The sequence below is a fragment of the Brevundimonas sp. genome (assembly GCF_965279155.1).
Lineage (GTDB): Bacteria > Pseudomonadota > Alphaproteobacteria > Caulobacterales > Caulobacteraceae > Brevundimonas.
Map to the genome: position 1 here is coordinate 961067 of NZ_OZ257138.1, position 12469 is coordinate 973535.

Consider the following 12469-nt stretch of genomic DNA (forward strand, 5'->3'; position numbering starts at 1 on the left):
CCGACACTTTGACGCTCGCTGTGTCACTAGCCCTGGCGGCGGTTCTGGCCCTGGCCGCGTCTGAAGCGAGAGCCTGCGACTTGGCATTGACCCAGAGCCCCAGCACGGTGGTCATCAACTACAACCCCTTCGCCATCGGCCCGTCCAGCGGCGCCATCGACCTGGGCCTGAAGAACCAAGGCGACGAGGCCTGCGAGTTGCGACTATCCTTCGTGGACGACGGCGGGGCGGCCGTCTCCAGCTTGGCCCTGGGCGGCGTGGGGGTGCAGTTTCGCCCGCGAGAAGCGTCGGGGCTTCAAACCTCCGACGTCGAGCCTGGGGTCTTCCGCTACACACTCGCCGGCAAGACGACAGGTCAGGCCCAGATGGATGTCGCCATCGTCGTGGACGCCGTGCCCGACGCCGGAACCTACGCCAGCGACCTGAAACTGCTGGTCAAGGACGCCGATGGGACCGCCCTGCTCGCCCCCATCCCGGTGCGTATGCAGTTGGTCTCCACACCCAGGGCGCAACTGAATCTGGCCGGCGCCGCGGGCGCTTTCGGGTCCGGTTCCAGCGTGGAGGTGGTGGATTTCGGCGACGCCTCCACCGGCCTGACGCGGCGCATCTTCGTCCAGGTCCGCGCCAATTCGCCGTCCGTCATCTCGATCAAGTCCGAACATGGGGGCGTGATGCGGCGTCAGGGCGATGTGGAGACGGAATCCAGCGTCGCCTACGCGGTCGAACTGGACGGGGCGCTGGTCGATCTGACGGCGCCGTGGACCAAGGAGGTCGATCCTCCCCGCACCCTCGCCGGCATGTCGCTGCCGATGTTGTTCACCCTGGGCACGGTCAGGGATCAGATGGCCGGGCGATATCAGGACGTAATCGCCATCGACATTTCGCCCCACTGACGACGGGCATACCCCATTATAGTTAGCCCATGGCGGCGATTACGGCCTAAACATCAAACTGATAACAAGTTAACGCGATGGGCCGAAATGCTTGGAGGAGCCGGCCCTTACGGATCGTAAGCTTGAGACCGACAGCCATATCCCTGGTCTCGACGGTCTTCGAACATTGGGTGGCGCGAATGTACGAGCAGAAGATGGCGGCGGCGACGCCGCGGCGAAACGGCCTTGCCGCGACGGCGATCCTGAAGGAGGAGTTCACACAGCGTGTGACGCCGTTCAGGCCTGCCCGAAACCCGACATCCCTGACCCATGCGGACTGCACCGCCTGGTTCGAACATGACGCCATCGCGCGTTTCGTCTTGGACCCTCAGGGCTGCGTCCTGCGCGCCAACGCCAAGGCGAAGGCCATGATCGCCTCGGGCGTTCTAGGCGCCGGCGGGGCCTTCATCTGTCCCAGCCACCGAAATCGCACCGAGTTCGACGCCCTGGCGACAAGGCTGCTGGAAGGACGCCAATCCCATGGCCGTCTGTTGTTTCGCGCCGGCGACGACGCCTGGTGCCTGCTGGACCTGGCGACGGCGCCGGATGCGGCCGGGCGCATCTTCGCAACGGCGCGGCCCGCCCATTGTATGGGGGTCGAGGGTATGGAGCCGCTGCGCGCCATCTTCGGCCTGACCCGCGCCGAGCTCTCGGTGCTGGCCCATTTGACCCAGGGCGAGGCGCCCAAGGACATCGGCCGCAAGATGGACATGTCGATCCACACCGTCCGCGCCCACCTGCGCGCCATCTGCATGCGCATGGGCGTCAAGGGCATCACCGGCGCCCTGAGACTGAGTTTCCAGCTGACGAACTGAACCTCAGGGCTGGATCGGCTGGAGACGCGCAGGCGGCGCATCGTCCGCCTCGTTGACCTGTCCCAGTTCGCCCCGTTCGCGGGCCTTCCTGCCATAGACCCATTCGAACAGGGGCGAGGCCATCAGGGTGGTGATGATGGCCATCAGCACCAGGATCGAGAACAGCGCCGGGCCGATGATGCCGCGCTGCAGGCCGATGTTGATGATGATCAGCTCCATCAGGCCGCGGGCGTTCATCAGGGCGCCGATGCCCAAGGCCGTGGCGTTGTCCTGGCCCGTCAGGCGCGCGGCGGCCCAGCAGGCCCCGCCCTTGGCCAGGATCGAGCCCAGCAGGATGACGGCGGTCACCGCCAGCAGGCCCAGGCTGTTGACCATGGTCAGTTGGGTGTTCAGGCCCGAGAAGGTGAAGAACATCGGCAGCAGCACCAGCACCGCGAACGGCTCCAGTTGACGCTTGACCTCCTGGCTCAGCAGGCCGCGCGGCATGGCGACGCCCAGGATGAAGCCGCCGAAGACCGCGTGGATGCCGACCGCGTCCATGGCCCAGGCGCTGAGCATGAACAGGATCAGCACGATCCCCAGCACGGTGGGGCTAAGCCGTCCCTCCCGCTCGACGATGCGGCCCAGCGGCGCCAGCAGTTTGGGTCCGACCGTCAGCATCAGGATGGCGAAGGCGCCGCCCCCGGCGATGGCCTTGATCGCCACCACAGGCCCGTCGCCGAAGCTTGCCAGGACGATGGCCAGGACGCACCAGGCGCCGGCGTCGTCGATGGCCCCGGCGGCCAGCGACAGCGAGCCCAGCCGCGTGCCGCTCAGGCCCCGCTCATGGATGATGCGCGCCAGCATGGGGAAGGCGGTGATCGAGATGGCCGCGCCCATGAACAGCATGGCCTGCCAGGTCTGAATGCCCGCGCCGAACAGCCCCTGGCTGACCAGCCAGGGCGCGATGGCGACGGCGACCAGGAAGGGCGCGGCCATACCCGCCAGCGACACGGCCGCCGCGCTCTTCGCGTTCGTCTTGAAGTGATCGCGCTGGAAGCCCAGCCCGACCAGGAACATGTAGAGGCCTACGCCCAGCTGGGCGCCGACGAACAGGATCGACTTCGAATCCTTCGGAAACAGGGCCGCCTGAAGATCGGGCGCCAGCAGGCCGAACAGCGACGGACCCAGGATCACACCGGCGATCATCTCGCCCACCACCTGAGGCTGGCCGAGGTAGCGTTTCGCCAGCCAGCCGACGATGCGGCAGACGGCGATGATCACCGCCATCTGCAGGAAGAAGGCCACGCTCAGTTCTGCGTTCGTCATCCGTCTTTCCCCCGCTCAACCTATGCCTAGCGCGTCGGACAGACCGCGTCGCCCTCGTTGGAGCCCAGACGGATGTCCTCGACGGTGACGCCCAGGGCCTTGTCGGTGCGCAGGCCCCAGGGTTCGTCCACGGCCGCCAGGTCGGCGCCCGCAGCCTGCAGGCAGGACAGCGAGACTTTCAGCGTGCGCCATTCCCCGACCGGCGCGGCGTTCAGCAGGCTGCTGACATCCACCGATCCCTTGCCCAGGGTCAGGAAGACCGGGCCACGCGCACGGGCGTCGATGCGGTAGTGGAAGGCCATCGCCATCTCGCCATTGGCCTGGCGGGTCAGATCGACGGGCTTGGCCACGATCAGGGCATGACCACCGATGTCGCCGAAGGTCAGGGCGCGGGCCGATTCCTGGCCCTCGCCGTCGGTGGAGCGGACGGTGACGCCTGAGCGCGGGCTGGCGCCCGTGCTTTCGATGCCCAGACGCGTCTCGCCGCCGGCGTCGCGCAGCATCAGCGACCAGGGGGCGACGAAGCGGCCATCGACGAAATAGCGATCCAGGCTGCCGATCTCGCCGACCACGCCGCTGTCCTCGGACAGGGCGCCGACGCGGGCGCCGTGGGCATAGCTGAGGCCGTAGCCATAGGCGAACTGCGGATCATAGCCGGGCTGACCGACGTTCAGAGGCTCGCCCTTGGCGTCCTTGGGCCAGCTGAACGACAGCTTGCCCGTGAATTCGTTGCGCGCCTTGCCGGCCGCATCGCCGATCAGAACGTCGGAGACGCCTGCGCCTTCCGTGCCCGGCAGCCAGGCGGCGACGAAGGCGTCGGACTGGTTGATCTCGGGGTTGGTCCACATCGGGCGGCCCGACAGGAAGACCGACACGGTCGGAATGCCAGCCGCCTTCAGTCGCTTCAGCGTCTCCAGCGGTTCGGTCGGCAAGAAGTCCAGCGTGTCCACGTCGCCCTGGAACTCGGCATAGGGGGTCTCGCCGAAGACGACGATGGCGACGTCCGGCTTCTGGGTGAACGATCCGTCCGCGCTGAGGATCGCCTGACCGCCGCCGGCCGCGACGGCTTCTTGAATGCCGCCCCAGATCGACTGACCGTTGGGGAAGTCGGCGTTGGAGTTGCCCGTGCCCTGCCACGTCAGGGTCCAGCCGCCCGAGGCCTGGCCGATGTCGTCGGCATGACCGGCGACCAACACCCGGGCACCGGCGCGGATCGGCAGGACCGAGTCTTCGTTCTTCAGCAGGACCAGTGACTTGCGCACCGCTTCGCGCGCCAGAGCGCGGTGGGCGGGCGAGCCCAGCTCGTTGAAATGACCCTCGACCGGACGGGCGTCGACGAACAGGCCGGTCTTGACCTTGGCCCGCAGGATGCGACGCACGGCCTCGTCCAGCCGCGCCATCGGGATCTCGCCCGACTTGGCCTGGGCCAGGGTGTTCTCGTACAGCGGCTTCCAGCTGTCGGGCGCCATGAACATGTCGATGCCGGCGTTGAAAGCCAGGGCGCAGCTTTCGTTGGAGCAGCCCGGCAGTTGGCCCTGGGCGTTCCAGTCCGACACCACGAAGCCGTCGAAGCCCAGCGGCCCGCGCAGCACGTCGGTCAGCAGGGTCTCGTTACCCGTGTGCTTGACGCCGTTCCAGCTGGAGAAGCTGGCCATGATCGACAGGATGCCGGCGTCGATGGCCTGGGGATAGCCGGACAGGTGGGTGCGGATCAGCTCCTGCTCCGTCCCGGCGAAGTCCCCCTGGTCCTTGCCGCCGGTGGTGCCGCCGTCGGCCAGGAAGTGTTTGGCGGAACCCGCGATATGGCCGGGGGTCAGCGGATGGTCGGCCGACAGCGCGCCTTGCAGGCCCAAGGTCATCGGACCGGCGTAGCTCTGGGCCACCTCGGGGTTCTCGGCATAGCCTTCGAAGGCGCGGCCCCAGCGGTCGTCCTGTGGCACGGCCAGGGTCGGGCCGAAGGTCCAGTCGGCGCCGGTCACCGCGACTTCCAGCGCGGTCGCCTGGCCGATGCGGCGGATCAGATCGGGATCGCGCGCGGCGCCCAGGCCGACGTTGTGCGGGAAGATGGTGGCGCCGACGATGTTGTTGTGACCGTGGACGGCGTCGATGCCGTAGATCAGCGGCACCTTGGCGCCCGGACGCTGGGCCGCTGCCGCGCGGAAGGCCTGGGCCAGTTCGACCCACTTCTGGGCCGAGGCGCGCTCGTCGCCGCCCGGCGAGGAGTTGCCGCCCGCCAGGATCGACCCCAGCGGATAGGTCAGCAAGTCTTCGGGCTTGATGGAGGCGATGTCGGCCTGGATCGTCTGACCCACCTTCTCCTCCAGCGTCATCCGGCTCATCAGTTCGGTGACGAAGGCCTCGGTCGCCGCGTCGGTCATGGCGGCCGGCGATGCGGCGTGCGGCCACAGGGCCGGATGGGCGCGCGTGGCGTCGGTGACGATGGAGGCCTGGGCGGTGACGGCCTGAACCGGCGCAGGACGGGTCGAGGCCGTGGCCACGGCGCAAGCGCCGGTCGCGAGAGCGACGCCCAGCGCAAGGGCGGAAACGGCGCTACGGCGCGAGGTCGGAATACGCAGGGTCATGTCGGTGTCCGTCAGTGTGGCGGCGAAAACTATGCGGCGAAAAACCCGGCGCGACCATGCAGGTCGCACCGGAAGTTCGCTCAGGGTCTGCAAAAATCCAGGCGTCGCTCGACGCGCCGACAGCGGCGAAATCCGTTTGAACCCGAGGTTCGCTCCCGACACGTCGTTGACCGACGCCCTGATTTTTACAGACGCAACTTGATGCACCTATGACAATCATGTCAACTGCTCACGTTAGCGCTAACATCGAGGGGCGGGAAAACGTCTCCGATCCAGGGAGAGACGGTGGGATGACGACAGGCGTGACACGACGCACGGCCGGTATGCTGGCGTTTGCTGTCGGCGGACTGGCGACGGCCTCCAAGGCCAGGGCGCAGGACGCCGCGCCCTATGTCTGGCGCAACGTCGTGGTTGGCGCGGGCGGCTTCATTCCCGGCATCGTCTTCAGCCCCGTCGAGCGCCGTCTGGCCTATGCGCGCTCGGACATGGGCGGGGCCTATCGGTTCGATGCGGCCGCCGGTCGCTGGTCGCCGTTGATGGATTCCAGCCCCCGTGCCGGCGATTTCGGCATCGAGAGCATCGCCGCCGATCCTGTCGATCCGAACATCGTCCATGCAGCGGTCGGTGTTCACAAGGCCGATCCCGGCGCCATGCTGCGCTCCTCCGACCGGGGCGAGACCTGGATCAGGACCGAAGTCCCCTTCCGCATGGGCGGCAACGAGGACGGACGCGGCCTGGGCGAGCGGCTGGCCATCGACCCCAACGACAACCGCATCCTCTATTTCGGATCGCGCCACGACGGCCTGCAGCGTTCGACCGACGGCGGCGAGAGCTGGGGCAAGGTCGAGGCCTTTCCTTTGAAGGGGCTGGGCACGCCCACCGACCGCAGCACCCACGGCGGGCTCAGCTTCGTGGTCTTCGATCCCCGCAGCGGCCAGAGGGGTCAGCCGTCGCGGACGCTGTTCGTCGGCGTCGCCGATCCGCACGAACATGCCCTCTATCGCTCGGACGACGCCGGGCGAACCTGGCGACTGGTCGAGGGCGGGCCGCGCGCCGAACTGTCGGCGGCCAAGGCCGAGCTGGACGACCGGGGCGTCCTCTATGTCACCTGCACCCTGGGCATCGGCCCGAACGGGGTGACGGACGGCGCGGTCTGGCGGCTGGATACGAATACCGGCGCCTGGAGCGACATCACCCCGCCCCGCCCGTCCGGCGGCTTCATGGGAGTGGCGCTGGATCGCAAGCGGCCGGGCGTGATCATGGTCTCGACCCTGAACCGCTGGCAGCCCGGCGACACGATCTGGCGCAGCACCGACGATGGACGAAACTGGACCAGCCTGCGGGAAAGGGCGCGGCACGACGTCAGCGCGACCCCCTATCTGAACTGGGGCAACGAACGGCCGGACTTCGGCTGGTGGATCGCGGCTCTGGCGCTGGATCCGTTCGACAGCGACCGGCTGGTCTACGCCACCGGGGCCACCGTCTACGAGACGCGAAACCTGTCCGCCGCCGACGACCGCAAGCCGACCGACTGGACGCCCTGGGTCGAGGGGATCGAACAGACGGCCGTCATCACACTGGTCAGTCCGCCGAAGGGACCGCAGTTGCTGACCGGGTTCGGCGACATCTCCGGCTTCGCTCACGAGGACCTGAGCCGCTCGCCGCAACGCCAGTTCACCACCCCGGTCTTCGCCAACACCAACCAGATCGACTATGCGGGCGCCGCCCCCGACATCGTGGTGCGCAGCGGCACGCCGCACGAGGGCGTGGCCTCGCAAGGTCACGACGGTTCGACCCTGGCCTGGTCCGACGACGCGGGGCTGAGTTGGAAGCCGCTGGGCCGTCCCCGGCCAGCCTCGGGCCAGACGCCGGTGGTCGCCGACAATCCCCGCATGGACCTTTATCGCGACGCGCCGATCACCGTATCGGCGGACGGATCGACCTTCGTTCTGGCCACGCCGCAGGTCGTCTGGTCGCGGGATCGCGGCGCGACGTGGAAGGCCTGTGCGGGCCTGCCGATGCTGTTGAGACCTGTGGCGGATCGCAAGGATCCGATGCTGTTCTACGCCTTGGATTTCCGCACCGGCGCCTGGTACGTCAGCGTGGACGGGGCCGAGAGCTTCGCCGCCGTGCCGTCGACCGGCCTGCCCGCGACCAGCGCCGAGGACCGGCCGACCTGGCGCGAGGTCGCCTTCCCGCTGAAGGCGACGCCCAACCACGAGGGCGACCTGTGGTTCGTGTCGCGCAGCGGCCTCTACAACAGCCGCGACGGGGGTCAGCGGTTCGACAGGATCGACAGGGGCTTGAGCGTCGAGATGATGGACTTCGGCAAGCCGCCCGCCGGCTCGACCTATCCCGCCCTGTTCGCCATCGGCACGCAGGGAGATGTGCGCGGCGTCTTCCGGTCCGACGACCGGGGCCGGGCCTGGGTACGGGTCAATGACGACCAACATGAGTATGGGCGCCGTTTCCGCGCCATCGCGGGCGATTCCCGCGTCTTCGGCCGCGTCTATGTGGCCACCGACGGGCGCGGCGTCGTCTATGGAGAACCGGCATGAACCTGTCGCGACGCGGACTTCTGGGCGCCGGCGCCTCGGCCTCGATGCTGGGCGCGTGCGCCACGACGCCGGGCGCGACGACGGCGGCTGGGCCGTTCAAGCCGACCTGGGACAGCCTGGCCGCAGGCTACAAGACGCCGGACTGGTTCCGGGACGCCAAGTTCGGTATCTGGTCGCACTGGGGGCCGCAATGCGTGCCGGAGTTCGGCGACTGGTACGGCCGCCAGATGTATATCCAGGGCAACCCCTTCTACGACCACCACGTCGCGACCTACGGCCATCCCAGCCGGTTCGGCTTCATGGAGTTCATCGACCAGTGGAAGGGCGACCAGTGGGATCCCGAGGGTCTGCTGGACCTCTATCAGGCGGCGGGCGCCCGCTACATCATGTCGATGGCCAACCACCACGACAATCTGGACCTGTTCGACAGCGCCCATCACGACTGGAACGTGATGCGGGTCGGGCCCAAGCGCGACATCGTCGGCACCTGGGAGAAGGCGGTTCGGGCGCGGGGCCTGCGGTTCGCCGTGTCGAACCATGCGGCCCACGCCTGGCACTGGTGGCAGACGGCCTATGGCTATGACGCCGAGGGGCCGCTGAAGGGCGTGCGTTATGACGCCGCGCGGCTAACCAGGGCGGACGGCGCCGGCAAGTGGTGGGATGGGTTGGACCCGCAGGAGCTTTACACCGGCCCGACCTTCGCCCCGCCGGAGGGGATCGGCTCCATCGCCGAGATGAACGCCTGGCACGATGCGCGCGACGGTCAGTGGATCGAGACGCCGCCCGCCAACAACCCGGCCTTCGTGCGGTCCTGGGTAGCGCGGCAGCGCGACCTGATCACCAAATACAAGCCGGACATGGTCTATTTCGACAACTACGGCCTGCCGCTGGGGCGGTATGGGCTGGAGGCGACGGCGGAATATTACAACGCCTCGCTGGAATGGCGCGGCGAACTGCCGGTCGTTAACGGCAAGCGGCTGGACGACCGCCAGCGCAAGGGAATCACCGAGACGGTCGAGCGCGGCTTCTCGGACAGCCTGAAGCCCGAGCCGTGGCAGACCGACACCTGTATCGGCGACTGGCACTACAACCGCGCCCGCTTCACCGGCCACTACTATGTCCCGGCCCACAGCGTGGTGCAGCGGCTGGTGGATGTCGTCTCCAAGAACGGCAATCTGATGCTGAACATCCCCCAGCGCGGCGACGGGTCGATCGACAGCGACGAGCGCCAGATCCTGACGGACATCGCCGCCTGGATGACCGTCAACGGCGAGGCCATCTTCGACACCCGGCCCTGGCGCATCTATGGCGAGGGGCCGACGGCGGTCGTGGGCGGCATGCACGGCGAGGGCGCGGCGCGGCCGTGGACCGGCCAGGACATCCGCTTCACCACCAAAGGCGACGTCCTCTACGCCTTCGCGCTGGACTGGCCGCAGGACCAGAAGATGGTGGTGCGCGCGCTGAACCCGCAGGCGGGCCGCGTCGAGGCGGTCGAACTGCTGGGCGGCGGCGCCCTGCCCTTCCGCCAGACGGCCGAGGGCCTGGTCATCGACCTGCCGGCCGAGCGGCCCGTGGCCACCGCGCCCGCCGTGCGGCTGAGGGGCGCGGGTCTGGTCTGAATTTCACAAGGCGAAAACGGGAGGAAAAAACGCCATGAAGACCCTGTCCATCGCCCTGAGCATCGGCCTGATGCTTGGGACGCCCGCGCTGACCCAGACGGCGCCGGCCCAGACCGAGCCAGCGGCAAGCGCCACGCCTGCGCCGGCGGCCCGGTCCACCATGATCGACAAGCTGATCAACTTGCCCTTCGTGCAGAACTGGAGCACCTGGGGCCTGACGCCCAATCCGACGCCGCATGACGCGCAGGGCGTGACGGGCGGCAAGGCCCTGACCATCGACGTCAAACAGGCGGGCGATCCCTGGTCGGTCGGAGCCGTCATGCCCAACAGCGGGGCCATCAAGGCGGGCGATGTGCTGCTGCTGGGCGTCTGGGTCCGCGCGAGCAGGCTGCCCGAGGGCCAGACCGAAACCCGGATGCCCGTCATCCTGCTGGAGGCGCAAGGCGAGCCGAAGGTCGCCCTGGCCCAGGCCGGCAACGTCGCCGTCGGCGAGGCGTGGACGATGCTTTACGCCTCGGGCGTCGCGGCCAAGGATGTCGCGGCGGGCCAGAGCAGCATCATCCTGCAGATGGGCCAGGCCGTGCATACGCTGGAGCTGGGTCCGGCGCTGTTGTTCGACTTCGGTCCCGACTACGACCGGGCGCGTCTGCCCCAGAACCCCTGATCAGCGGATCTCGGCCTCGAACGGAACCGCCGGGAGACCGGCGGGGCCGTAGAGGTTGCAGACCGGGCTGTCGGCCCAGCAGAAGCGAACCTTGAGGTCGGTCGCCATTGCCGAAGCGAGCACGACGTCGTTCCCCGCTAAGGCCGCATCGACGAAGCGGCAGGCGTCAGCGGCCCCGCACAGCTCGAAACCGACCGGGCGGTTCGAGCCATAGGCGACCAGCCGAGCCGAGGCGGCGTAGCGGATGTGGACGCCGTCGGCGGCGCGGGTCACGGCGATCGGCTGGGGCGAGACGGGCTGGGGCGAGACGGGCTGGGCCGGGCCGTCGAGGCGACGGGCCTCCAGCGCCAGGCGGCGGCCGACCTCCAGCTTGTTGGTCGGGTGGATGTCGTAGCGGTCGCCGATGTCGATGGCGACGGCAAGGCCCGCCAGAGGATCGGCATTGACCACAGTGCGCTGGCTCTCGCGCAGGGCGGCCCAAGAGGAGTTGGTCGGCTGGACGGCGGCGGGACCGAAGTTCGCCAGTTGCACCACCAGCATCCGCATCTCGGGGTTTTCGAACCGGGCGCGCCAGTCGGCGAACAGGGCCGGCAGCAGGCGGCGATAGCCGACATAATCGCCGATGTTCGATTCGCCCTGATACCAGGCCATGCCCTTCAGGCCGTAGGCGCCCAGGGGTGCGATCATGCCGTTGTAGAGGGTGGTCGTGCCGCTGCCGCCGATCCAGGGGGTACGCGGCGGATTGGGCAGGTCGCCCAGGGGCGCGGCGACGCGGTGACGCCAGCCCGAGGACAGGGCGACGGCCGTGCCGTCCGCCAGCACCAGCCGCTTGTTCGCCGCCGGTCCCCAGGCACCGCCGCCGCCGTTGGTGTCCAGCACCCCGACCGCGATCAGGTTGCGGCCGGCCTTCAGCGTGCCGGCCGGAATGGCGTAGGTGCGCGGCGTGTCCCAGCCCTGTTGGCCGCCGACATATTCGCCATTGACCCAGGTCACGTCGGCGTCGTCCACCGGACCCAGCTCAAGCGTCGCGGCGTGGCGGGCCTGGGCGGCGGTCAGTTCGACGTCCTTGCGCAGCCAGACGATGCCGTCGAAGGTGGCGAGGCCCGGCACGGTGGATTCCCAGAAGCCCTCGGCCGGGATGGGCGCCCAGTCGGCGTCATTGGTGCGCGGCAGATGCCAGCCCTGCTTCGTGCCGGGGTCGTTGGCGGTCCACCAGACTTGCGTGACCTGACGCCAGATGGCGTCGCCCTGGGACGGATCGCGGGCATAGGCATCCAGGGCGTTAAGCGCCTCCTGATGGCCGCCCAGCTTTTCCATGGCGTCGCGGCTGAGCCAGTCCTCGATAATCGACCCGCCCCAGGAGGCCGCGATCAGGCCGACAGGCACGTCTTCGGTGCGGCGCAGATCCCGGCCCATGAAATAACAGGCGGCCGAGAAGTCGCGCACGCTTTGCGGGCTGGTCGTGCGCCACTGGCCGACTGAATGCGGGGTCGATGACGGCGCCGGCAGGCTGGAGCGGCCGACCAGGAACAGGCGGATCTTGGCGTCGTTGGCGTTGGCGATCTCGCTGTCGGCATTTGTCGCCTGGCGAACGGCGAACTCCATGTTCGACTGGCCCGAGCACAGCCAGACATCGCCGACCATGACGTCCGACAGGGTCTGGGTCGCGCCGCCCGACTGGGCCGTCAGGACATAGGGGCCGCCGGCGGTCAGGGTCGGCAGAGCGGCGCGCCAGGCGCCGTCGGGGCCGGCCGTCGCCTGGACCTGGGTCTGGCCGAGGCTGACCGAGACGGCGGCGCCGGGCGCCGCCCTGCCCCACACATTGACCGGGCGACCGCGTTGCAGGACGGCGTGGTCCTGGAACATGGCGTCGAACAGGGGGGCGGTAGCCGGCGTCTGTGCCAGGGCTGGAGCGGCGGTGGCGAGGACGCCCATGGCGACGGCGGCGAGCAAGAACGAGCGCATATGCGCCTCCTGATGTTCCGCCTCAG

8 protein-coding genes are annotated in these 12469 nt (G+C 68.7%); 5 read left to right on the forward strand and 3 right to left on the reverse strand.

Features of this window, described 5'->3' with window-relative positions; translation table 11 throughout:
• Positions 1-20: 20 nt before the first annotated feature.
• Both ACQY72_RS04735 and ACQY72_RS04740 read left to right on the forward strand, forming a co-directional pair.
• Entirely contained in the window at positions 21-893 is an 873-nt protein-coding gene (locus ACQY72_RS04735; RefSeq protein ID WP_428156110.1) for a hypothetical protein, read from the forward strand.
• Between the two features lie 122 nt (positions 894-1015).
• Entirely contained in the window at positions 1016-1747 is a 732-nt protein-coding gene (locus ACQY72_RS04740; protein ID WP_428156111.1) for a response regulator transcription factor, read from the forward strand.
• A 3-nt stretch (positions 1748-1750) separates the two neighbouring features.
• On the opposite strand, the gene ACQY72_RS04745 is transcribed toward ACQY72_RS04740, so the two are convergent.
• Both ACQY72_RS04745 and ACQY72_RS04750 read right to left on the reverse strand, forming a co-directional pair.
• Positions 1751-3055 carry a cation:proton antiporter gene (locus ACQY72_RS04745; RefSeq protein WP_428156112.1) on the reverse strand — a complete coding sequence of 435 codons (1305 nt, stop codon included), beginning with the start codon at positions 3053-3055 and terminating at the stop codon, positions 1751-1753.
• A 26-nt stretch (positions 3056-3081) separates the two neighbouring features.
• Positions 3082-5637, reverse strand: coding sequence for a glycoside hydrolase family 3 protein (locus ACQY72_RS04750; protein WP_428156113.1), 2556 nt, complete (start codon positions 5635-5637; stop codon positions 3082-3084).
• A 302-nt stretch (positions 5638-5939) separates the two neighbouring features.
• Here ACQY72_RS04750 and ACQY72_RS04755 point away from each other — a divergent pair, with 302 nt between their 5' ends.
• The 3 genes from ACQY72_RS04755 to ACQY72_RS04765 are packed head-to-tail and all read left to right on the forward strand — an operon-like array spanning position 5940 to position 10478.
• On the forward strand, positions 5940-8195 hold the full coding sequence (locus tag ACQY72_RS04755) for a WD40/YVTN/BNR-like repeat-containing protein (protein WP_428156114.1): 2256 nt from the start codon (positions 5940-5942) through the stop codon (positions 8193-8195).
• Positions 8192-9814, forward strand: a complete 1623-nt coding sequence (locus ACQY72_RS04760) for an alpha-L-fucosidase (protein ID WP_428156115.1) — start codon at positions 8192-8194, stop codon at positions 9812-9814. The genes ACQY72_RS04755 and ACQY72_RS04760 overlap by 4 nt, the downstream gene beginning before the upstream one ends.
• A gap of 34 nt (positions 9815-9848) precedes the next feature.
• Positions 9849-10478, forward strand: coding sequence for a hypothetical protein (locus ACQY72_RS04765; RefSeq protein WP_428156116.1), 630 nt, complete (start codon positions 9849-9851; stop codon positions 10476-10478).
• Here the strand turns inward: ACQY72_RS04765 and ACQY72_RS04770 are convergent, their stop codons facing one another.
• Complete coding sequence (locus ACQY72_RS04770) at positions 10479-12443, reverse strand: sialate O-acetylesterase (RefSeq protein WP_428156117.1); 1965 nt, start codon at positions 12441-12443, stop codon at positions 10479-10481.
• Positions 12444-12469 lie beyond the last annotated feature (26 nt).

What these genes read in the sequence shown, in the direction of transcription:
- ACQY72_RS04745 (WP_428156112.1), bottom strand. Translation starts at nt 3,055, where the DNA reads ATGACGAACGCAGAACTGAGCGTGGCCTTCTTCCTGCAGATGGCGGTG.
- ACQY72_RS04750 (WP_428156113.1), bottom strand. Translation starts at nt 5,637, where the DNA reads ATGACCCTGCGTATTCCGACCTCGCGCCGTAGCGCCGTTTCCGCCCTT.
- ACQY72_RS04760 (WP_428156115.1), top strand. Translation starts at nt 8,192, where the DNA reads ATGAACCTGTCGCGACGCGGACTTCTGGGCGCCGGCGCCTCGGCCTCG.
- ACQY72_RS04765 (WP_428156116.1), top strand. Translation starts at nt 9,849, where the DNA reads ATGAAGACCCTGTCCATCGCCCTGAGCATCGGCCTGATGCTTGGGACG.
- ACQY72_RS04770 (WP_428156117.1), bottom strand. Translation starts at nt 12,443, where the DNA reads ATGCGCTCGTTCTTGCTCGCCGCCGTCGCCATGGGCGTCCTCGCCACC.